Origin of the sequence: Chryseobacterium sp. sg2396 (assembly GCF_042610505.1) — a bacterium.
Classification (GTDB): Bacteria; Bacteroidota; Bacteroidia; order Flavobacteriales; family Weeksellaceae; genus Chryseobacterium.
Window position 1 is genome coordinate 63,943 of record NZ_JBHGAQ010000002.1, and the last position, 22,143, is coordinate 86,085.

The 22,143-nt window shown below is 38.5% G+C and carries 18 protein-coding genes; 11 read left to right on the plus strand and 7 right to left on the minus strand.

Annotated elements, in window-relative coordinates; translation table 11 throughout:
• Positions 1–4: 4 nt before the first annotated feature.
• From ACED20_RS02045 to ACED20_RS02065, 5 genes are all read left to right on the plus strand, one after another.
• On the plus strand, positions 5–2,296 hold the full coding sequence (locus ACED20_RS02045; protein ID WP_378103338.1) for a glycoside hydrolase family 3 protein: 2,292 nt from the start codon (positions 5–7) through the stop codon (positions 2,294–2,296).
• 202 nt (positions 2,297–2,498) lie between these two features.
• Positions 2,499–3,374 carry an alpha/beta hydrolase gene (locus tag ACED20_RS02050; protein ID WP_294225648.1) on the plus strand — a complete coding sequence of 292 codons (876 nt, stop codon included), beginning with the start codon at positions 2,499–2,501 and terminating at the stop codon, positions 3,372–3,374.
• 9 nt (positions 3,375–3,383) lie between these two features.
• On the plus strand, positions 3,384–5,840 hold the full coding sequence (locus ACED20_RS02055) for a glycoside hydrolase family 3 N-terminal domain-containing protein (protein WP_378103339.1): 2,457 nt from the start codon (positions 3,384–3,386) through the stop codon (positions 5,838–5,840).
• 242 nt (positions 5,841–6,082) lie between these two features.
• On the plus strand, positions 6,083–7,504 hold the full coding sequence (locus ACED20_RS02060) for a sugar MFS transporter (RefSeq protein ID WP_378103340.1): 1,422 nt from the start codon (positions 6,083–6,085) through the stop codon (positions 7,502–7,504).
• A gap of 650 nt (positions 7,505–8,154) precedes the next feature.
• Positions 8,155–9,159 carry an SDR family oxidoreductase gene (locus ACED20_RS02065; protein WP_294222470.1) on the plus strand — a complete coding sequence of 335 codons (1,005 nt, stop codon included), beginning with the start codon at positions 8,155–8,157 and terminating at the stop codon, positions 9,157–9,159.
• 187 nt (positions 9,160–9,346) lie between these two features.
• Here the strand turns inward: ACED20_RS02065 and ACED20_RS02070 are convergent, their stop codons facing one another.
• A complete protein-coding gene (locus ACED20_RS02070; protein ID WP_378103341.1) occupies positions 9,347–10,405 on the minus strand; it encodes a 3-oxoacyl-ACP synthase III family protein in 1,059 nt (352 codons plus the stop codon).
• A 355-nt stretch (positions 10,406–10,760) separates the two neighbouring features.
• On the opposite strand from ACED20_RS02070, the gene ACED20_RS02075 reads away from it, so the two are divergent.
• Positions 10,761–12,560, plus strand: coding sequence for a hypothetical protein (locus ACED20_RS02075; protein WP_294311692.1), 1,800 nt, complete (start codon positions 10,761–10,763; stop codon positions 12,558–12,560).
• A gap of 103 nt (positions 12,561–12,663) precedes the next feature.
• Here ACED20_RS02075 and ACED20_RS02080 read toward each other — a convergent pair whose 3' ends face one another.
• The 6 genes from ACED20_RS02080 to ACED20_RS02105 all read right to left on the minus strand — a co-directional run bounded on the left by ACED20_RS02080 (position 12,664) and on the right by ACED20_RS02105 (position 16,120).
• Positions 12,664–12,834 (minus strand): DUF4236 domain-containing protein, encoded by a 171-nt coding sequence (locus ACED20_RS02080; RefSeq protein ID WP_294224283.1) that lies wholly within the window; start codon positions 12,832–12,834, stop codon positions 12,664–12,666.
• Between the two features lie 688 nt (positions 12,835–13,522).
• The gene (locus ACED20_RS02085) at positions 13,523–14,239 is read right to left on the minus strand and encodes a restriction endonuclease subunit S (protein WP_378103342.1); all 717 of its coding nucleotides are present in this window, start codon (positions 14,237–14,239) and stop codon (positions 13,523–13,525) included.
• Positions 14,240–14,277: 38 nt separating this feature from the next.
• Positions 14,278–14,859 carry a hypothetical protein gene (locus ACED20_RS02090; protein ID WP_378103343.1) on the minus strand — a complete coding sequence of 194 codons (582 nt, stop codon included), beginning with the start codon at positions 14,857–14,859 and terminating at the stop codon, positions 14,278–14,280.
• Positions 14,859–15,248 (minus strand): hypothetical protein, encoded by a 390-nt coding sequence (locus tag ACED20_RS02095; protein ID WP_378103344.1) that lies wholly within the window; start codon positions 15,246–15,248, stop codon positions 14,859–14,861. Before ACED20_RS02095 ends, ACED20_RS02090 begins: the two co-directional genes overlap by 1 nt.
• Positions 15,187–15,561, minus strand: coding sequence for a TlpA family protein disulfide reductase (locus ACED20_RS02100; protein ID WP_378103345.1), 375 nt, complete (start codon positions 15,559–15,561; stop codon positions 15,187–15,189). The genes ACED20_RS02095 and ACED20_RS02100 overlap by 62 nt, the downstream gene beginning before the upstream one ends.
• A 145-nt stretch (positions 15,562–15,706) precedes the next feature.
• A complete protein-coding gene (locus ACED20_RS02105; protein WP_378103346.1) occupies positions 15,707–16,120 on the minus strand; it encodes a hypothetical protein in 414 nt (137 codons plus the stop codon).
• Positions 16,121–16,739: 619 nt separating this feature from the next.
• Between ACED20_RS02105 and ACED20_RS02110 the strand changes: the two genes are divergently transcribed.
• From ACED20_RS02110 to ACED20_RS02130, 5 genes are all read left to right on the plus strand, one after another.
• Positions 16,740–17,027 (plus strand): helix-turn-helix domain-containing protein, encoded by a 288-nt coding sequence (locus tag ACED20_RS02110; protein WP_343662360.1) that lies wholly within the window; start codon positions 16,740–16,742, stop codon positions 17,025–17,027.
• Between the two features lie 132 nt (positions 17,028–17,159).
• Positions 17,160–17,687 carry a hypothetical protein gene (locus ACED20_RS02115; protein ID WP_068942926.1) on the plus strand — a complete coding sequence of 176 codons (528 nt, stop codon included), beginning with the start codon at positions 17,160–17,162 and terminating at the stop codon, positions 17,685–17,687.
• Positions 17,684–17,869 carry a hypothetical protein gene (locus tag ACED20_RS02120; RefSeq protein WP_378103347.1) on the plus strand — a complete coding sequence of 62 codons (186 nt, stop codon included), beginning with the start codon at positions 17,684–17,686 and terminating at the stop codon, positions 17,867–17,869. The genes ACED20_RS02115 and ACED20_RS02120 overlap by 4 nt, the downstream gene beginning before the upstream one ends.
• A 134-nt stretch (positions 17,870–18,003) precedes the next feature.
• The gene (locus ACED20_RS02125; protein WP_378103348.1) at positions 18,004–18,180 is read left to right on the plus strand and encodes a DUF3606 domain-containing protein; all 177 of its coding nucleotides are present in this window, start codon (positions 18,004–18,006) and stop codon (positions 18,178–18,180) included.
• Between the two features lie 622 nt (positions 18,181–18,802).
• The gene (locus ACED20_RS02130) at positions 18,803–22,066 is read left to right on the plus strand and encodes a DEAD/DEAH box helicase (protein WP_378103349.1); all 3,264 of its coding nucleotides are present in this window, start codon (positions 18,803–18,805) and stop codon (positions 22,064–22,066) included.
• Positions 22,067–22,143 lie beyond the last annotated feature (77 nt).

Here is a 22,143-nt window from a genome sequence, read left to right on the forward strand (position 1 = left end):
TAAAATGAAAAAATCAGTTTTAAATATGGCCGCCTTATTTTTAGGGGTAACAGCATTCTCACAGAACATTCAGACCGTAACCAATTCTAAAGGTCCGGTCTTAGGATACTCAGCAGATTCAGGGGTGAAAATCCTGAATATTGGCAGAAATAAATTCAAGGATTTAAACCGAAACGGCAAACTGGATAAATATGAAGACTGGAGGCTTCCGGTGGATGAACGGGCAAAAGACCTGGCATCAAAAATGTCGGTAGAACAAATTGCCGGGCTCATGCTGTACAGCGGACACCAGTCTATTCCTGCCGCTGCAGAGGGTATCAGGGCAGGAAAATACAACGGAATGCTGTATAAGGAAAGCGGTGCCAAAGCGTATGATTTAACGGATCAGCAGAAGAAGTTTTTAAAGGAAGACCATCTTCGCCACGTTTTGGTAACTACGGTAGAATCTCCCGAGGTTGCCGCCAGATGGAGCAACAATATCCAGGCTTATATCGAAGGTCTCGGATTGGGAATTCCTGCGAATAACAGTACGGATCCCAGACATTCCGCAACAGTGACCGCAGAGTTCAACGAAGGGGCAGGAGGGCAGATCTCTCTTTGGCCGGACGGGCTTGCGATGGGTGCCACTTTTGATCCGGAACTGGTGAAAAAGTTCGGGCATATTGCCGCTCAGGAATACAGGGCATTGGGAATTTCAACCGCTTTATCGCCGCAGATCGATCTGGGTACCGAACCCCGTTGGTACAGAATTGCCTATGTTTTCAGCGAAAGCCCTGATCTTACGGCAGATATGGCTAGAGGCTATATCGATGGTTTCCAGACGACATCCGGAAACAAAAACGGCTGGGGAAATAAAAGTGTAAATGCGATGGTCAAACACTGGCCTGGCGGAGGCCCGGAAGAAGGGGGGCGCGACGGCCACTGGGCGATGGGTAAATTTGCCGTATATCCGGGGAATAATTTTCAGAATCATGTAAAACCTTTCACGGAAGGCGCTTTCAGATTAGGCGGAGGAACCAAAGAAGCAGCGGCTGTGATGCCTTATTATACGATCAGTTTTAACCAGGATACGAAAAACGGTGAAAACGTAGGAAACGGTTACAGCAAATACCTGATCACCGATCTGCTCCGTGGAAAATATAAATACGACGGCGTAGTCTGTACCGACTGGCTGATTACGACAGATGAACCGAAAACACCGGGAGGCTTTGCCGGAAAACCCTGGGGAGCTGAAAAGTTATCCATTGCGGAACGCCACTACAAAGTGCTGGAAGCCGGGGTGGACCAATTTGGAGGGAACAATGATAAAGGCCCTGTGCTGGAAGCTTACAAAATGGGAGTAAAAGAGCACGGAGAACCGTATATGAGAAAACGTTTTGAGCAGTCGGCGGTCCGTTTGCTGAGAAATTTTTTCAGAACAGGACTATTTGAAAATCCGTATGTAAATGTGGAAGAAACGATAAAGACCGTAGGCAATCCGGAGTTCATGAAAGCCGGTTACGAAGCCCAGGTAAAATCGATTGTAATGCTTAAGAATAAAGGAGGAATACTTCCTGTAAAAGAGCGGAAAACGGTTTACATCCCCAAAAGATATTCTCCGGCAACATTCAACTGGTGGGGTGTTTACACGGCTCCGTCACTGGAATATCCCGTTGACATCGAAAAAATCAGGAAACATTATAACGTAACGGAAGATCCTTCCAAAGCAGATTTTGCATTGGTTTTTGTGAAAAGTCCGCACAGCGAAGAGGGCGGTTACAGCGATATTGATGCAGCAGAAGGCGGAAACGGCTATCTTCCGATTTCCCTTCAGTATAAAACCTACACGGCCACCGAAGCCAGGGAAAAAAGTATTGCAGCAGGAGACCCGGTGGTAGCACCAAATGTGCATGACCGTTCATTTAAAAATAAAACGTCTACAGCTGCCAACTTTACGGACCTTCTGACGATTGAAAATACTTATAAAGCCATGAACGGAAAACCTGTGGTTGTTTCTGTTACCGCTTCAAAACCGATGATTTTCAATGAATTTGAAAAACATGCCGATGCGATTCTCATGAACTTCAATGTTTCTAATCAGGCCGTAGTAGACATCGTTACAGGGAAGTATGAACCTTCAGGACTGCTTCCGCTTCAGATGCCGGCCAATATGCCTACCGTGGAAAAACAGAAAGAAGATGTACCTTACGACATGGAAGTGCATAAAGACTCCGAAGGCCATTCGTATGATTTCGGATACGGAATGAACTGGTCCGGTGTCATTAAAGATGGCAGGACGGAAAAGTACAAAAAGTAGTCTTCTGTAGATTATGCATTTAAGAGGAGCTTGACTAAACTTGTTTAAATTTAATTATGAAAGTCACAAAAGTCAATTTTATCGTGAGCATTAATCCCGACATCTTTTGTGACTTTTAACAATGAACCAATCGGTTGGTTATAATTAGAGTTAAATAATTTAATATTAAAAAAAATCAGAACGTAAAACAAAATATTTAAAAATGAAAAAATTCATCATAGCAGGATTATTTTTTGCCGGTCTGGCCGTGCATGCCCAGAAGACCATTCCGTTGTACCAGGGAAAGGCACCCGGAACAGAAAACTGGACGCAGAAAGAAGCGCAGCAGTTCAGTCAGCTTTTTAAAACCGAAGTTGTTTATAATGTTACGCAACCGTCCATGCTTCTTTTTGAGGCTGATAAATCCAAAGCCAACGGAACCGTGATCGTGATTGCTCCCGGCGGCGGATTCCAGAGTTTATCCATCAACCGCGAAGGAATCGAGATGGCCAAAAAGCTGGCTGCAAACGGAATTACGGCTGTGGTTTTGAAATACAGGCTGTTGGAAACCAAATCCAACGACCCGGCAAAAGAGATGATGGACAACATAAAGAACAGGGTTGATTTTGATACCCGGACAGCGCCCATCAAAGAAATGGCAGGAAATGATATCAGAATGGCGATTTCCTATATTAGAAATCACGCCGGAGAGCTTAAGATCAATCCTGAGAAACTGGGCGTGATCGGTTTTTCGGCCGGAGCCAGTGTTATTCTGGAAAGTATTTTTCACAGCAAGGATGCTTCCACGATCCCCAATTTTGCAGCATCCATTTACGGAGGTCCAAGTCGTGAAATCCTGGATACGGCCATTCCAAAATCCCCGCTTCCGATGTTTATCTGTGCAGCAAGCGATGACCAGCTGAAGCTGGCGCCGAAATCGGTTTTGCTCTACAGCAAGTGGCAGGAAGCCGGACAGCCCGCAGAGCTTCATCTTTATGAAAAAGGAGGCCACGGTTTCGGAATGGGTAAACAGAATCTTCCTGTAGACCAATGGTCTGATGTATATCTGGACTGGCTGAGATTCCATAAATTTTTATAGCAGAACGACATGAAGAAGAATAGATCAACCTTATTGCAGTTTTCCCGGAAAGCGAAATATTCGGGGTTGTTCCTTGCTTTGGTGGCAGCATCACCTTTTGTAAAGGCACAGAATAATCCTACGGTTACCGTTGACGGAAAAATATTTAAAGATCTTAATAAAAACGGTAAGCTGGATGTCTGGGAAGATACCCGGCTTGCAGTGGATAAACGAATCGATGCGATCATCCGGCAGATGACCAATGCTGAAAAAGCGGAGCTTCTGATCGGAACCGGGATGCCGGGAATTGAAGTGCTTACCGGTCCGGTAGGGGATTCCAAACAAGGTCTGGTTCCCGGAGCAGCCGGCGGAACCGCTTCTCTGGAAAGATTCGGAATTCCTGCTACGGTCGTGGCGGACGGACCGGCCGGACTGAGGATTGCCCCGACTCGTACGAATGATTCTAAAACCTATTACGCTACCGCATTTCCTGTAGGAACGGCACTGGCTTCCACATGGAACACGGCACTACTGAAAGAAGTTGGAAAGGCGATGGGGAATGAAGTAAAGGAGTATGGCGTCGACGTCCTTCTTGCCCCTGCCTTAAACATCCAGAGAAACCCGCTCAACGGAAGGAATTTCGAGTATTATTCCGAAGATCCGCTGATCTCTGGAAAAACAGCCGCTGCCATAGTGAACGGAATCCAGTCTCAGGGAGTCGGAACATCCATCAAGCATTTTGCGGCCAATAACGAGGAAACCAACCGTCTTACCATCAACGCCCACGTCTCTGAAAGGGCGATGCGGGAGCTGTATCTCAGAAATTTCGAAATTGCCGTAAAGGAATCCCAGCCGTGGACAGTGATGTCTTCTTACAACAAGGTAAATGGTGTTTATACTTCCGATTCCAAAGATTTGCTGACCGAGGTATTAAGAAATGAATGGGGCTTTAAAGGAATCGTGATGACAGACTGGTTCGGTGGTTTCCCGGGATTTGAATCCATCAGGACAGGAGGAATTTCCGATGTTGTAAAACAGATGAATGCCGGCAACGATCTTCTGATGCCCGGAATTCCGGCCCAGAAAAAGGTTTTGCTGGAAGCGCTTAATTCAGGAAAGGTATCGCGGGAAACGGCTGATCTCAATGTGAAAAGAATCCTTGAATATATTTTTAAAACCCCCACATTTGCCCAGTATCAATACAGCAACAATCCGCTTCTGAGTCGGAATGCGGAAATTACGCGAAATGTCGCCGCCGAAGGAATGATTTTGCTTAAAAATGAAAAAAATGCTTTGCCTTTTGCCGAAAAACAAAAGAAAGTTTCTTTATTCGGAGTGACGTCTTATGCCTGGATTACGGGCGGAACAGGAAGCGGCAGTGTCAACAACAAGCATACCGTTTCCCTGCTGGAAGGCCTTACCTCCGCAGGCTATCAGCTCGATAAAGAAATGGTTGATCTCTATAAGCCTTACGCGGAAAAAGAAGCGGCTGTCGAAAAGGAGAAACGGAAGAAAAGAGGGATTCTGGCACTGCCGGAAAGGCTTCCCGAAATGAAGATGGATGATGCTTTTATTGCTGAAAAAGCCGAAACTTCAGCCATTGCCTTTGTGACATTAGGAAGGAACTCAGGAGAAGGCGGTGACCGTGTGGTGGAAAACGATTTTAATTTAGCCACCGAAGAAATCGAGATGCTGGATAAAATTTCCAAGGCCTTCCATGCTAAAGGAAAAAAGGTGGTGGTTATCCTCAACATCGGCGGTGTTATTGAAACGGCTTCCTGGAAAGACCAAGCAGATGCTATTCTGCTGGCCTGGCAGCCGGGGCAGGAGGGCGGCCATTCCGTGGCGGATGTGATCTCGGGAAAGATAAATCCTTCTGGAAAACTGACAATGACATTCCCTGTGAATTATTCGGATCATGCTTCGGCCAAGAACTTTCCGGGAGTTCCGGCAGACAACCCGAAAGACGTTACCTATCAAGAAGGCGTGTATGTAGGATATCGTTATTTCAGTACTTTTAAGGTAAAGCCTTCTTTTGAATTCGGTTATGGCAAGTCGTATACGGATTTTACCTATTCAAATATCAAAACAAATTCGAATACCTTTAGCAATGCATTGGAAGTGAAGGTAGATGTTAAAAACACAGGAAACGTTTCCGGCAAAGAAGTCGTGGAATTGTATCTTTCCGCACCGGGAAAAACGTTGGATAAACCCGTCTCCGAACTGAAAGCGTATGCTAAAACCAAAGAACTGAAGCCGGGAGAGACTGAAACCATTACCATGACCTTATCCCCGAAAGATCTGGCTTCATTTGAAACGGCAAAGTCGGCGTGGGTAGCGGAAGCGGGAAATTATAAAATCCTGGTCGGTGCTTCTTCGCTGGACATCAGACAGACTGCAGGATTTTCCGTACCTAAAGAGCTAACCGCAGAAAAAGTACGGCCTATACTTCCGGCAGATGAGAAATTTGAAGATCTGAAACCTTAAATTCATGCTCTGCAGGATAGATATTTTGCAGATTGATCATAAAGTCTGCTAATCTGTGAAACCTGCGGGGCTTGTTTTTAATGAAGACATTTTAGTTTGTAGAGATGCTTGTTTTGAGACAATCAGTTTTGAAAGTTTTATTTACTTAAAAAATATGATAAGCCTGACGAAATTTAATATCTCAAATTGAGTTTTTATCGGTAAAACAGACTATCTTTAACGCCTTTAAAAAAATAACTGTTATGATCAATGAAGTGAAGACCAAAGGCCGGAGCTATACCGTTCCGCTGATTACCATTACGCTTTTATTTTTTATGTGGGGATTCATCACGTGTATGAATGACATCCTCATTCCTTACCTCAAACAGCTGTTCAGCCTGACATTCTTTGAGTCGATGCTGGTGCAGTTCTGTTTCTTCGGGGCATATTTTATCGGTTCCCTGATCTATTTTTTAATTTCCACCACCAGCGGAGACCCGATCGATAAGGTTGGGTATAAAAAAGGAATTCTTTTCGGGATTTTTCTGGCGGCTTTAGGCTGCGTGCTGTTTTATCCTGCAGCCAGCCTGACTTCGTATCCTTTATTTTTGGGAGCCTTATTTATTTTAGGGCTTGGATTTACGGTATTGCAGATTACGGCTAATGCTTACGTTTCGCTGCTGGGTCCGGAAGATTCCGCATCGAGCAGACTGAATATGACGCAGGCTTTCAATGCTTTCGGGACTACCATTGCACCGGTGCTGGGCGGACATCTGATTTTTGAGCTGTTTTCTGCGCCGGATGGTTCTTTCTCAGCCGCAGCTACTAAAATTCCTTATCTGATCTTTGCCGGAATTCTGTTGTTGGTCGCTTTAATCATATCAAGGGTAAAACTGCCGGATTTTAAAGTAGCGGGGGAAGAAGTGGTAAAGGGTTTCGGCGCTTTGCAGCATAATCACCTTAAATTCGGGGTGCTGGCCATGTTTTGCTATGTAGGCGGGGAAGTGGCAGTAGGAAGCTTTATCATCAGTTTCCTGGAGCAGCCTCAGGTCATGAATTTTTCTGAAGTGGTAAGCAAAAATTATCTTTCCCTGTATTGGGGCGGGGCGATGATCGGGCGTTTCCTGGGAGCAATTTCTTTGAATCATTCCATTAGCCAGGCTAAAAAAGCTTTGTATATGCTGGGTGCCGCAGCAGCGGTTTTCCTGGTGATTTTCAGTATTGTGGATCTTACCTTTTCCCAGATCAGCTTTTTCCTTGTGTTTATCGTTTTAAATTTTATCGCATTTTTCATCGGGAAATCGGCTCCGGCAAGAACCCTTTCTATTTTTGCCGCGGTCAACGTATTATTGTTGATCTCGGCCATGCTGAATCAGGGAGCGTTGGCGATGTACAGCATCTTGGGAATCGGGATTTTCAACTCCATTATGTTCTCCAATATTTATACTTTGGCCATTTCAGGGTTGGGTAAATATACCAGCCAGGGTTCATCCCTTGTGGTCATGGCTATACTGGGCGGTGCAATCGTTCCGATCTTCCAGGGTTTCCTGGCTGATCACTTCGGGGTACAGCATTCTTTTATCATTCCGGTTTTCTGTTATGTGGTGATTCTGATTTTTGGTGCCTACTGCACAAAATATCTTGGACATGTAAAACAGGATGCGGATGCCAAATCCGGACACTAGAACTTAATTTACAATCAAGTATATAAAGCTGTTTCTTAAATGAAACAGCTTTTTTTATAAGTGAGTTTTATAAGTGAATAATTAAACACATGAGTCACTTCAGATTAAAGAGGAATTTATTGCGCATATTTTAGAGCACATCAGATTAAAAAACCGAAGATTTTTTTCGTTCAACCTGATTCTTTTGAGGTGACTAAGGTGCCTTATGCCAAAGCCATTTTGATTATTAAACCACAAAAGGGCCAAAAGATATGGCTGATGCATCATAAAGTTTAACATTCAAATACTGATGTAGGCACAAAAAAGTTTTAAAAAATCTTTGATTTTTATCACTAAATAACAACAATTCCGATGGCTGAGCAGAACCATTCGCCATCATCTGAGAAAATCTGAGTGAATCCGTAGTTAATAAATACAGGCTCACTGACTTCCGGCATCCATCACCATCATTCAGCCTTTTACATCATCATCTATGAAAATCTGAGTGAATCAGTGGTTAATAAATCTTCTGGCAGGTATTCCTTCCGGTGGCTGAACAAAGTCGAAGCCACATTACTGGAAATCCGTAGGAGAAAATATAATCGTGAAAGCCCTTTGTTGGCATAAAAATAGGTGGCTATTAGGTAATTAATCAAAAAACCAATCATAAAATGAAATCAGAATATCAATCAGAGCATAGCCTAAGAGGAAAAACCGTTGTCATTACCGGTGGAAGCAGTGGAGTAGGAAGAGCTGCTGCCGAAGCTTTTGCTCTTGAAGGCTGTAATATTGTAGTGGCAGCAAGGGGAAAAGAAGCCCTGGATGAAACCGTAGCGTTGTGCCATGATCTTGGTGTTTCCGCTATGGCTGTTCCTACGGATGTTTCAATTGCCAGCGAAGTTCAGAACCTTGCCAACAAAGCCCTTCAGTTCAACGGACGAATCGATATCTGGATTAACAACGCCGGTGTTATGGCCAGCGGGAAATTTGAAGACATCCCTATGGATCTGAACGAACAGGTGATTAAAACCAATCTTTTCGGTTATATGCACGGTGCCTACAGCGTGCTGCCGGTTTTTAAAAAGCAGAATGACGGAATTTTAATCAACAACATTTCCATCGGCGGGTTTATGCCGGCCCCTTACAGTGCGGTATATTCAGCGACGAAATTCGGGATCCGCGGGATGATGGAATGCCTTCACGGTGAAATTTCAGATTTTCCGGAAGTATATATCTGCAATATGTATCCTCAGATCCAGCGGTCTACCGGGAATATGCATTCGGCAAAATATTCGGGACTTGATTTTAAAATCCCTCCGTTTGCAGCTGATCCGAGAGATACTGCAGCAAAAATGGTAGAACTGGCTAAGAATCCACGGAAAGAGATGTTCCCGGATGTGATGTCGAGATTACTTACCGGAATGTATAAATTCTTTCCTAAGCCGGTGATCAATACCGCTTCTGCCGGAATGAGGCTGATGATGAAATTAAAAAATGCCCCTTCAGATTCCGGAAACGTCTTGCAGCCGTCGGCTTCTCCACATCGCATATATGGGGAAACCATTCTTCCGGTTCCTTCCAGAAAAACGAAAATCGCTTTGCTTACCGGTCTTGGATTAGGGCTTACCTATATGTTTTTGAAGACAAAATATTCAGGTAAAAGTCAGGTTAGCTAAAGAAATTTTTATCTGATTTTAACTATAGACTTAAATTCTATTGAATTCAATTAAAAGATATAAATTTTAAGTTTACAACCTACTTATGCTTAAGATCTCAAAGTTTAAAATCAAAAATCATAATGATTTCATATCAGGAAATAAAGCATAAACCCGGAATCAGGACTGATTATTCCGGGTTTTATTTTTAAAATTTATAGACTACGGCATTGATATTCATTCCTGCGCCGACCGATGCAAAAAGAACAATATCATTTTTTTTAATGGAGTGGCTTTCAAGCTCATTTTTCAGAATCATGGTAAGCAGGGAAGGGATGGTCGCTACACTGCTGTTCCCGAGCTTATTGATGACCATTGGCATGATGTCAGCAGGTGCTGAAATCCCATACAATTGATAAAAACGCTGTACGATAGCTTCATCCATCTTTTCATTAGCCTGATGAATGATGATTTTGTTGAGCTTATCGATTGAATATCCGCTTTTGTCCAGGCATTGCTTCATCGCTTCAGGCACATGTACCAGGGCAAATTCATAAATCTTCCTGCCGTCCATTTTAATGTACCGGGTATCCGGGCAGCTTTCATTGTTATACGATTTTCCGAAATACAGATAATCTTTTTCTTTGAAGGTATGGGAAGCGGATAAATGCGATAAGATTCCCGCTCCGTCCTCACTGCTTTCCAGAACGACCGCTCCGGCCCCGTCGGCGTAGATCATGCTATCCCTGTCGTGGATATCAACCACACGGGAAAGGGTTTCCGCGCCGATTACCAGACACTTTCTGGCTATTCCTGATCTGATGAAGGCATGCGCCTGAATAACACCCTCGATCCATCCCGGACAGCCGAACAGGACATCGTAGGCCACACAGAAATTATTTTTAATTTTCAACAGGTGCTTTACCCTGGCGGCAAGGCTGGGAACCGTATCCGACTGCACGGTTCCAGACCGTACATCTCCGAAATTATGCGCAAAAATAATATAGTCCAGGGTCTCAGGGTCTATTCCGGAATCCTCTATGGCAGCCTGTGCGGCAATTAATCCCAGATCGGAGGTTACCTGATTACCGGCTGCATATCTTCTTTCTTCAATACCCGTGATCTTTTGCAGTTTGCTGGTAATAGAAGCATTATCTTCCTTAAGGAGCGAGCCGTCTTCACTCATAAAAATATGCTTATCGAAAAACAGATTGGTTATGGTTTCGGAGGGAATATAGTTGCCTGTACCGGTAATTTTACTTGTCATAAAGGTGTCTTTTTGCACTGATCGGTTGAATAAAACGTAAATGTAATGATAATAAAATGTAAATTATATTTTTTAATAAATTTTACAGAAAATTAATAAGGATTTGCATAATGATTATTTTACAGCGATCTGCTTTCGAAAACACTTTACTACATGGGAATTTTAAGAGTTGTCAGTTTTTTTTTCATACTTATAAAAGCGGAAGAAATCCAAAATTCGATTCTGGCATAATGATTTTGCCCCTGCTTTAAAAGAAATATTTGTTATTTGCTGCATAATTGGTTTTAAACCGGTATTTTTGCAGCAGTGAATCAGTTGATGGGAATTTAGAGGTCATAATTTAATTCATGTTACAATGAACAATAAACCTTTGCACAATTTCCATATTCCCGTAATGGGATTGGCTTACACGATAGACAGCCCTATCCGTGTGGCACAATACGGTATTTCATCCGTAGTTTCTATAATCGATGACGAGATTGTAGAAAAAATGAAGAATTTTTACAGTAAAAAATTCAGCCTGAATTATCCGCGTATTTCAACGAAAACGGAGGATTACCGAGCGAGACGCATCACTGAATACCTTAATATGATGGAAGACATCGTACAGGAAAAATTTGAAGCGTTCAAAGAAGAAATTTCCAGAAACAGTGCGGCTTTAAGAAGCTTTATGGACATGCTTCCCAATACTTCTGCCCTGAAGGAGGGGCTGCAGCAAATCCTCAACTCCAAGAGCGGTATTTCTTCATCCTTCAAACATTTTATTGATGAACACTTCATCAGGGGAAGCATTGATGTTAATATTATGACGAAGGTAGATAAGGAAAATTTTCGCGACCATAAGCCGCTTCCGGTAATGTATAACGATGCTCACGCTTCGTTACGGGGGTTTGCCAACAGTAAATTGTCGTCGTCCGTTGTGCTTTCGGCAGGGATGAATCCGCGGCTGTACAGCTATCTTGAAGAATTCGATGATTTTTTCCCGGATGAAAACGGAATCCTGAAGAAAAAGATCATCCTCAAAGTAAGTGATTTCCGTTCGGCGATTATTCAGGGAAATTTTCTGGCCAAAAAAGGACTCTGGGTTTCGGAATACAGGGTGGAATCCGGACTGAACTGCGGTGGCCATGCTTTTGCAACGGAAGGTCTCTTGCTGGGGCCGATTATGGAAGAATTTAAGCTGAGAAAAACAGAACTTACGGCATCTGCCCATTCGCTGATGACAAAAGCTTTGGAGGAGAAAGGGAAAAAGTCTGTTGCACAACCGCTGCCGATACATATTACCGTCCAGGGTGGGGTAGGGACATCAGAGGAACATGATTTTCTTCTGAAACAATACGGTGTCGACAGTGTCGGGTGGGGATCGCCGTTTCTGCTGGTACCGGAAGCGACCTCCGTGGATAATGAAACAAGGCAACTGTTGGCTGTCTCGAAAGAAAATGATTTTTACCTGAGCAACCTTTCACCATTGGGCGTGCCATTCAATACGGTAAAGGGAACTTCCAATGAACTGATCCGACGGGAAAAGCAAAGAAAGAACCGCTTCGGAAGCTCTTGTCCGAAGAAGCTGCTGGCTCTGCATAGAGAATATTCGGAAGAGGGAATCTGCACGGCCTCCAAAAAATACCAGGATATACAATTTGCAGAACTTGAAGAGGAAAAAAATGAAATCTCTCCGGAACTGTATGAGAAAAAGAAAGATTTTATTACTGAGAAAGCCTGTCTTTGTGTGGGGCTGGTAAATGCTGCATACATCGAAAATAATCTGGAAATCAAAGGGGAAAAACAGGGTGTGGTGATCTGCCCGGGACCTAATCTGGCGTATTTTAACAAAGAAGTTTCCCTTCTGGAAATGGTGCGTCACATCTATGGTAACGGTAATATTCTGCATGTTTCAGACCGGCCGAATATGTTTGTCAGTGAACTTAAAATGTATATTAACCATCTTAAAAGAGAGATAACCGATTTTACCGGAATATTGACGAATTCTCAAATTAAAAAATGGAAAACTTTTAAAGAAAACCTGCTGAAAGGCATTGGGTATTATGAAGAACTTTTCCTGAAAACAGAATTTTTCAGGTCTGATCTGAATAGTAACGTACAGTTAAAAGAGAACAGGCTCATCCTGTCGGAAATTGAAATTCCGGAAAGTTAAAATCGATGACCTGCCAGGATCGAAATAAGTCTTCTTTCAATTCAGAAATTATTAAAAAGGCCGTTATCGGATCTGAAACGGCCTTTTCCAAATCAAATTAAAATTAAAACAGTTTTTTGAAAATACTGATCCAGCTGTTGTTGATCCGGGCTCCTCTCGAACTGAAATTTACCCCGGCGTTCCGTTTACCGATCGTGGTATTGACGCCTTTCCGGCTGATATTCAGATGAACACCCGGCATCAGCTTCACTCTTTTTCTGTAACTCCATCCCATAAGATAGTTGTGTTTACGGTTAATAATTTTTATTTTATTAAAAGTACGGATAGGCAAGGAGAAGTGTTTACGGTTTTCCGTAGATAAGATAAATTATGGACTTTTTGGATTTGTGATTATTTGGCTAAAACAAAAAACGTAAAAAATATTGATTTTTAAAGCGTTTTAGCTTGTTTTGGTTGAGAGTGAGGGATTTTGTACCCATTTCTCATCGCTTTATAGATAAGATTTTCGCTGTAGCATCTCCGTGAATGGCCTCAAATAGGACATTTGCAAAAAAGCGGTAAAATCCTAATTTAAATTTTACATAGTAAAGCTAAAAATTTCTGCTCAAATCTGCAAGTAAAAAGACCAAAATTTGAACAAGTTTTTTGAGTGTTCAAAGCAAGAATTTAATCCTTCTCTTAGCGCCTGAATTTTCTCCGTTGAAATATTTCTAAAAGAAAAGGAAGAAAAAACCAAAAAAAGAAAAAAAAGAAAGCCTTTTGAAAATGAGCGTGGCATTCTGTCAAGGTTTTTTGGAAAAAGTTTTTGCGTATATTTTCATACGTAAAACTTTTTCTGAAAATCCGGAGGGCTTGACCTTGACAGAATTTAGCAGTTGGATTAGGGAGCAAATTATCTTTGGCTTCTATTTTTATTTTTTGGTGAATACCTGTTAAAATAAATGATAATTTATCTTACTATTTTACTCAACTTTTACCTGCCCGTTCATCAGCATAGGTAAAAGCCAGTCGCGGAGAGAGCTAAGTTGTTGGTTTTGTTGCTCTAAATTGTTTTGCCGTTGGAAAATTACTGAGGCACTATTTTTAAATTGATTAACTAATCGTTTTTGAGGCTTTAAAATTTTGATTGTTTTTAAAACAGATGTGGAGATTTCTTTAAATGTAGAACCAGATGCGTTTGCTTCAATTGACAGCATATTCTGTTTAAGCACATAAAAAACATATTCAAAAGGATATTCTTTATTACAAACAATAGACTTAAAACCTTGATTAGTAGTACGGTCAAATCTGTTAATAGCTAAATAACCTATTGGAGCTCTTGATGACATCAAAACAGAATTTGCTGGTAGAATATTTAAAGATGCCTCTTTAAAACCTTTTTCTGTGACATCAAATTCACCTCTTGCAATAAATTTATTTCCTATATTTTGAGATAAATCTTTCGGTGTTATCCACGGAATATCATTTTTAGAAAAATTTTCTTCGCTAGTTTTTGAGGGTGTACTTCCTCCTACAATTGTTCCTAACTCTTCAATTATTTGAAATCCCCAACCTTCCGGAATTTCTCTTTTTAAAATTTCATTCCAAATCATCTTGCCACCGCTTGATTTATAAGGCTTTCCGTTTTCGTCAGGAAAATCAAACTGCACAAACCAGTAGTCGTACAGCGTCTTTGCCATACGTTCTAAATTAAAGTTTTCTTCATAACATTTTATACTTAAGGTTGTTTGTCTTTGATGATAATCATCAGGAGGGAAAGTTCCGATTCTTCCAGTGCCAGACCATATCCTGCCAGTTCTTTTTGAAAACCGGTGAAGTCATCTATCTTGGAAAACCTAAGGTGCACTTTTCCCTTATAGCCGGTCTCATCGATCACTGGAAGCGGTGTTAGATCGCTATTGGCATTAAGGGCGGAGATCAGATATTCCAAAGGGGCATTGTTCAGCTCTGAAGGCTGTCCGAAAAAGTTATCCCGGAATGCTCCGCCTTTACTCTCCATTGTGTCGGTGTCGGAAATCCGTTTGAGTACAAGGCATCTGGTCATTCTCGTTTCAAGGGATGCGCTGTAAGCGGTATTATCATTGATGAACCTGAGCATTCTGTCATACAGGGAATCGGCCTCTGTCTTGGGGTCTATAAAGTCGATATTATATAATTTGGAATCTGTTTCTGTTCCGGGAACTGTGGTCTTGAAATCGATCTCTTCAGGTTTTCGAATCCTGTTGATGATCCTTTTGGCACTGAAATGTTCTCCCCGAAGTTCAAAAAGTTCATCGGCCAGGGCATTGTAAATTTCCATCAGGGAAAGATTGGTAAACTGCCTGCCGTAGGTCTTACCTTTGTCCCTGTGAAACCAGGTACCATAATCCAGAGACCGGATTCTGCCTTTTGATAAAAAAGAATAGGCTGATAATTCCGTGTTCTTTTCTGCATCATAGCTTTCAGAAAGCGACGGGTCTTATCGATCTGGACGACGGTCTGAAGAGATGATCGTTGATTTCCTAAAATCTCGCTGATGGTCTTGTCCGTCACCTGCTCGGCATCGGTGGTATTGATTACCTTGCCATCCTTGATCCATACAATATAAGGCACGCCTTTATGTGGGAAAAGCTGGTGGAGGAATTGATCACCTGTTACAGAAGGCATCCCGGCGTAGCGCTTTCCATTGGCAGGAAAAGAACTTTTCAAGCACAGCACGGTTCTGGTCGGTAACGGCCATAATGGAGATCCGGTCGGCGAACTGCTGTTGCAGGGCTTCCATCTTCGGGAAATTGGCCAGGCAGCTGCTGCACCAGGTCGCCCAGAAGTCGATGAGGATGAGTTTATTTCTGTCTTTCGAAAAGCTGATGGAATTCCGTGGGGTGTTAACAGTCTCAAATCGTTTTGTCCAGAAACTTTCCGGAACGATGCTGCCTTTTTTCAGGGGATTATTCTGTGCAGAGGTATATCCATAAACCACTACAATAAGGCATAGGATTCCCCTGCAAAAGATATTTTTCATACTTTTGAATAGGTTTTTAATAATTATTAATCACTGATTATGCTCTTTCCGTTTGGTCGCCAAACTTGTTCGGAAAGGGCTTTCTTATTTTATTGGGGATGTTTTTAAGTACTGTTTTCCATTCTCTGCTTTTTACTTTTAATGGTTATTGATTCTTTTGGATTCTTCTTTCGAGGATAAGATGTGCCGCATCCAGCATTTTGGTAAGGTGGATATAAGGGCTGATAAGGCTGCTTTCCTCAGCATTTTTAAATATACCCATTGAGAAATAGACTGCAATGGCTATATAGTAATCAAAGTCCTTAATGCTGTATTCGGCAAAAGCCTTTCTAAATATTAGGGTTGGGTTTAGATATTCCTCATCCGAAAGGGAAGCCTGCATCAATGGAGAACGATTCTCTGTACTACTATTCATTTCCCAGGTCGTTTCCTTCAACCTGATTGCATAACACGCCCGTACAAAGGACCGCAAGGCCTGATGAAAGTGGAAGATTACCGAAGAATCCTCATTAATCGTCGTTTTCTTTTTGCCGGCATAGATCATAATTTTGTTGAGCATTTGTTTGGCAGTAACCAGGTCATTAAAATGGAAGAATGATTCAATAAGCTTTATCCCGGAATGTTTCCTACTGCCAGACCAAAACCTGGCTTCAAAGTCTATCCTTTTATTTTTCAATCGTTTTTGTTTTGTTTAGTGACGGCATAGGGGGAAACCTTGGAAATCTTTCATACAAAGCTCCCTGCCTATACAAGCCAAAATTAATATGAATGAAAATGTGTCCCGTGAAAGCTGTAAAGCCGCAATGGTTGCGCTGCCATTGTATCTGTCTTAATCTGATACTGTATTTTGTAAAAGCAGCTTAGAGAATTGTAGAGATAGCGGACTGCATAGGAAAATAAAACGGCGTGGAACTCTACTTACTGTATCAGAGGTACTGCCATACCTTTTACCACGAATAAGAGAGCCCACGCCAAAGCGTGAGCCTTCTACTTATCCTCTCGTGGTAAAATGAAAATTGGCAGTTTTCTGATACGAGATTCTAAGCGAATAGCTTCTAATGTTTTTCTGAAGTATCGCAAAGTTACGTTTCGGTAACTTATTTTACAAATATAATAAAATTCCCAGTATGTGACAAATATGTCAATGATATTTTTGACAAATATGTCACTTTTATTTAATGAAATATATTGATGATAAATACTTTATCGCGCTTGCTGATCACATTAAATCAATACTTGAAGATAAAAAAATTGATATTGCTGATTTAGCCGCCGCCGCTAATTTAGATAGAAGGCAAGTTTATAGATTGTTAAATAAAGAAAACGTTCCAAAATTATCAACATTAGTACGCATTTCTTTAGCTGCTGGAATAGAGCCGCAACAACTTTTTTCACTAAAATTTGATTTTGATGGTTATATGAAAGAAAATAATATACTTACGGTAACTAAAAAAAGGAAAACATAGTAATACTACAAATTTTATTATTCTTAAAACGTAGAGGACCTAAATAATTTCTAAGAATATTAAAATAGTCAGAATTTCTGTTTCACAGAAATTTATAATGATGCATATATACCTTTGAAATCAAGCAAAATTATGGATAATTATAACTTTTATAAATCTTTATATGATAGAGAATTAAACAGAAGAAAAGACTTAGATGCTTCAATTAATTTGCCGTTAACAATAATTGGCATTTTGATAACTGGTAATACTTATATTGCAAAAGATTTATTTCCTATTCAAAGTTTTTGCAATATTAATTTCAGGCATTTTTTAATGTTGATATTTTTTCTATTAATTATTCTCACAACAGCTTACTTAACCAAATCATATAATAATTTTTATAAAGGTTTCAAATACAGGAATATAGGAAATTACAAAGAACTAAGAGAATACCAAAATAAAGTTATAGATTATAATGGAAGAATTAACGATCCTAAAAAAAATATTGATTTTGAAACGAAAATTATTGATAAATTTGTAGATATTGCTGAGAATCATTGTACAATAAATGATAAAAGAAGTTACGACCTCTATATTGCAAAAACGATGATTCTTTTCACTATTGCAACTACATTACTTAATTATATAATATTAATTTTTAAAAACAGTTTATTATGAGCGACGAAGATAATAACCCTCAGGATACAGCTCCAGAACCGTCAAGTGAGCCAGAAATTCCACAATTTCCAACAGATAGAATTGAGAATTCTGAAAATGATATTCCTTCTTTTCCAAATGATAGATTTGAAAAAGGTGAATTAATGGACATCATCAGAAAAATACAGAATGATTTGGAATAATTTTCTATTTCATTTTATTAAAAGATTAAAGTTAATCCTGACAAAAGTTGGGATTTTTTTGTTTTTACGGAAAACCGTAATGATATAATATATAACCTTTTTAAATTTACTTTACTAACCAAAAATTATTTATTATGAGCGACGATCTAAGTAAAAAAGGACCTCAAGATGCAACTAAAGTAAATGTGAACGAAACTTGGGAACTGGAATACTGGTCAAAAAAGTTCGGTATAACCAAAGAGAAGTTGAAAGAAGCAGTTAAGGCTGTTGGAACTTCTGCTGCTGCGGTACAGAACTATCTTGGGAAATAACAAAAGTTATCAATAGGATAAATTTTGTTACAGGAATAAATCCTAACGAAAGTTAGGATTTATTGTTTTAAGAGTTTATAAAATTTTCTTGAATGTTTGGATATTCAGTGGAAATACTGAATAACAGTTTTAAAACGGTTTTTAAATTTGTTTTTAGAGAATCTTTATTTTTCACAAAAAACAACGATAAATAAATACAGGATCAAAACAAATTAAAGAATATAAATATAAAGAGTAACAACACTAAAATATTATAAAAAGGATATAGATAATTAATTAATATTCTCTAATTTTTAGATTATATTGAAAAATATTAAAATTAATTTAAATTTTAGTATTTTTGAAATAAAACTAAAAAACATGATAATTCAATAAATAACCACTAGTTTAAATAAATTATATTAAAAGACTAGCTAATAGAATTACTAATAATAGAAATTATATTAAAATTTTCTACAAAAATTATATTAATCTCAGCTAGTAAAAATCTTCATATTAAGTGTGAAGCCTTCATTTTTCCATTATTATCAAAAAGATTTAATCAATTTTAAGTAAAAGATTCATTGATAATTATTCGCTTTTTAAATAAAATATTAAACAAAAAAAGAAAACAAAATTAAATATGTCAAGAATCTTATTACCTGAGCTTAAACTAACATATTTTAACAGAACTGGTTCGAAAAACAAGGTTGAACAAGTTATTACAAATGAAATTACTGCAGATTATTTTTTTCATCAAAGCTCCAGGAGTTATGTTGTGATACTTATCGATGGTATTTCTTATTGTATTACATCAAATAAAAACTTAGAACTTGAATTTTATGATTACATTTTATTGTCAAATAAAAAGCCTACAGAAAGGTCATTAGCTAATCGAGAAATAATATTAAAAAGTTGGATTAAACATCCATTAAAGAGAGAATTCAATACTGTCGAAATAAAAACTTCTTGGCTCAACAATTTTAATTTTGTTGAAGAAAATATTCAAATACAAAGTCAGGGTCTAAGGGAGCCACAAATTGCGGCTTTGTATTCAATATTAAGTCATTTAAAAATTTCTGAAAATATCGGAACTGTTGTCATGCCCACAGGTACAGGTAAAACAGAAACCATGCTGTCTACTTTAATTGCCGGCAACCTAGATAAAATTATAGTAACCGTACCTTCAGATGCGTTACGCACACAAATTTCCAATAAATTTCTGAAGTTAGGATTGCTAAAGCAATTTGGTATTATAAATGAGGCTGTCATTAATCCTAAAGTTGGAATTGTTTATGAGAATTTTGGTAGTAACGACGATTTATTAGAATTTATAGAAAAATCAAATGTCATTGTTACAACAATGAAGATTTTATCAAATTTTTCAACGAGTACATTATCAATTTTAAATGAAAGGATAACAAATGTTTTTATTGATGAAGCCCACCATGTCGAAGCTAATTCTTGGAAACGTGTTAGAATGGCATTTGACAATCATAAAATTCTACAATTCACAGCAACACCTTTTAGAAATGATCAGAAAAGAATTGAAGGAAAAGTAATTTTTAACTTCAGTTTAAAAAGAGCACAACAACAAGGTTATTTTAAACCTATAAATTTTCTACCTATCAGAGAATATGATTTAAAAAAAGGTGACAAATTAATAGCTGAAAAAGCAGTTGAGAGATTACTTGAGGATTTACAAAACGGATACAATCATATACTTATGGCTCGATGCGTTAATAAGGTAAGAGCAGAAGAAATATTCAATTACTATAAAGAATACGAAGATTTAAATCCTATTTTAATTCATTCCTCAGTAAATGGCAAAAATGATATTCTCAAAAAAATTGTTGATGGAGAGCATAAAATTATCGTAGCAGTAAATATGTTAGGAGAAGGTTTTGATTTACCCCAATTGAAAATCGCAGCTTTCCATGATATTAGAAAAAGCTTACCAATCACTTTACAATTTGCTGGTAGATTCACAAGAACATCGTTTGATAATCATCTAGGAAACGCAACATTTATAGCAAATATAGCCGACTCCGATACGGAAAATGAACTAAGCGAATTATATGCTCAGGACTCTGATTGGAATATTTTACTTTCAACTTTAAGCTCAGAACAAATAGAAGAGCAAATTGACTTTGCTGAATTTATTCAAGGATTTCAGCATCTTGAAAACTCTAAAATTCCTTTTCAAAATATAAAATTTGCTGCGAGTACTGTAGTTTACAAAAATTTGAATTCAGACAACTCTTTTGATTTATTAAATTTTAAAGATGGTTTCAAAGATTATGAAGAATTAGAATATAAATTTGACGATTATAATCCCAATGAAAATACATTAGTAGTTATTACGGCATCAAAGTCAGAAATTGAGTGGGTAAATTACAAAGAGGTTTTTGGTTTAAATTGGACGTTAACGATTTTGTATTATAATGAAGATCAGAATCTTTTATTTATTCATAGTTCCGATAAATCTAGTTTGTATAGTGATTTGGCAAATGTGGTTTTAGATAATAGAGCGGAGCTAATTGAAAAGCTGTTAGTCTATAGAAGTTTTTATGATGTTAACCGTGTGTCACTACAAAATGTAGGTTTAAAAGAATTTTTGAATAGAAAAATTCGTTTTACTATGAGGGTCGGTACTGATATTCAAGATGCACTTTCTTTAGCGGAGCAACAAAGGGGCGAAAAAGCATTTGTTTTTGGTTCAGGTTATGAAGATGGAGAGAAAATCACATTGGGATGCTCATACAAAGGTAGGATTTGGAGCTATCTAAAAAATGACTTAAAAGGATTTATTGGTTGGTGTGACAACATTGGTAGGAAGTTAATTAATGAGGATATTGATCCTAATCAAGTTTTACGTGATACTTTAATACCTGAGATCGTTACCAAAATTCCGGAAGTTTATCCTACTCATATTGATTGGGATGATAATTTTTATGATTTCCCTGAATCTAAAATTGAAATCAGCATAAATGGAATCTTTAATTATGCATATTGTTCGATTAATATCTTAAATGATATTCATAATGGAATCATCAAATTTGAAATTACAACACCCAATGGTTCTGCAAAATTTCAAAAAGAATTATTTATTGATTCTGATACTGACGGAAATCAATTTGCTAATTTTAGAATAGTGCAAATTGACACTGTAGTAGCTGAAATAAAAGTGGCCTCTAGAACATTTACATTAATCGATTATTTAAATTCTTACCCTCCCATTGTATGGTTTGCCGACGGCTCTGCATTACAAGGAAATGAATTAGTAGAGCTTAAGCAGATTATAAATCCTTATCCTAAAGAAATGTTAATCGATTGGAAATGGGAAGGTGTTGATTTAGGTAATGAAGCTCAAGGAGTTTTACCTCTAAAGACAGAATCTATTCAATATAAAGTTATTCAAGAACTAAAAAATAATGATTTTGACATCATCTATGATGACGATTATTCGGGAGAAATAGCAGATGTTATTACAATAAAAGAATCTGATAGTGAAATCAATGTTCAATTTTACCATTTAAAATTTGCTAAGGACGGATTGGTAAATACAAGGATTGACAATTTTTATGAAGTCTGTGGTCAAGCTCAAAAATCGATACATTGGAAACACAAAAGTGGAATTGAATTCTTTCAACATCTGCTGAGAAGAAAACTAAAGGTTAAAAATGGAAATCAACGTAGTCGTCTTGAAAAAGGCACAAACGAAGACTTAGAACGATTGTTAATTATAGCAAAAAATAGAAAACCGATGAATTTTGAAATATTTATTGTACAGCCAAGCCTTTCTAAACAAAATACATCCGAATCAATATTAACTTTATTGGGAGTGACTTCAAACTATCTAAAAGAGGTTGCCGATATTGATTTAAAAATTATTGTAAATGAATAAAAAATTATAATCAAATTATTATTACTTTCAAACTTATTGTTGTTAAAAATATTAATGATTGAATAAAATAGAATTTT

What these genes read in the sequence shown, in the direction of transcription:
- ACED20_RS02075 (WP_294311692.1), top strand. Translation starts at nt 10,761, where the DNA reads ATGAACAATAAACCTTTGCACAATTTCCATATTCCCGTAATGGGATTG.
- ACED20_RS02100 (WP_378103345.1), bottom strand. Translation starts at nt 15,561, where the DNA reads ATGAAAAATATCTTTTGCAGGGGAATCCTATGCCTTATTGTAGTGGTT.
- ACED20_RS02065 (WP_294222470.1), top strand. Translation starts at nt 8,155, where the DNA reads ATGAAATCAGAATATCAATCAGAGCATAGCCTAAGAGGAAAAACCGTT.
- ACED20_RS02115 (WP_068942926.1), top strand. Translation starts at nt 17,160, where the DNA reads ATGGATAATTATAACTTTTATAAATCTTTATATGATAGAGAATTAAAC.
- ACED20_RS02090 (WP_378103343.1), bottom strand. Translation starts at nt 14,859, where the DNA reads ATGGAAATTTACAATGCCCTGGCCGATGAACTTTTTGAACTTCGGGGA.
- ACED20_RS02085 (WP_378103342.1), bottom strand. Translation starts at nt 14,239, where the DNA reads ATGGCAAAGACGCTGTACGACTACTGGTTTGTGCAGTTTGATTTTCCT.
- ACED20_RS02050 (WP_294225648.1), top strand. Translation starts at nt 2,499, where the DNA reads ATGAAAAAATTCATCATAGCAGGATTATTTTTTGCCGGTCTGGCCGTG.
- ACED20_RS02070 (WP_378103341.1), bottom strand. Translation starts at nt 10,405, where the DNA reads ATGACAAGTAAAATTACCGGTACAGGCAACTATATTCCCTCCGAAACC.
- ACED20_RS02130 (WP_378103349.1), top strand. Translation starts at nt 18,803, where the DNA reads ATGTCAAGAATCTTATTACCTGAGCTTAAACTAACATATTTTAACAGA.
- ACED20_RS02110 (WP_343662360.1), top strand. Translation starts at nt 16,740, where the DNA reads ATGAAATATATTGATGATAAATACTTTATCGCGCTTGCTGATCACATT.
- ACED20_RS02045 (WP_378103338.1), top strand. Translation starts at nt 5, where the DNA reads ATGAAAAAATCAGTTTTAAATATGGCCGCCTTATTTTTAGGGGTAACA.
- ACED20_RS02125 (WP_378103348.1), top strand. Translation starts at nt 18,004, where the DNA reads ATGAGCGACGATCTAAGTAAAAAAGGACCTCAAGATGCAACTAAAGTA.
- ACED20_RS02105 (WP_378103346.1), bottom strand. Translation starts at nt 16,120, where the DNA reads ATGCTCAACAAAATTATGATCTATGCCGGCAAAAAGAAAACGACGATT.
- ACED20_RS02060 (WP_378103340.1), top strand. Translation starts at nt 6,083, where the DNA reads ATGATCAATGAAGTGAAGACCAAAGGCCGGAGCTATACCGTTCCGCTG.
- ACED20_RS02120 (WP_378103347.1), top strand. Translation starts at nt 17,684, where the DNA reads ATGAGCGACGAAGATAATAACCCTCAGGATACAGCTCCAGAACCGTCA.
- ACED20_RS02055 (WP_378103339.1), top strand. Translation starts at nt 3,384, where the DNA reads ATGAAGAAGAATAGATCAACCTTATTGCAGTTTTCCCGGAAAGCGAAA.
- ACED20_RS02080 (WP_294224283.1), bottom strand. Translation starts at nt 12,834, where the DNA reads ATGGGATGGAGTTACAGAAAAAGAGTGAAGCTGATGCCGGGTGTTCAT.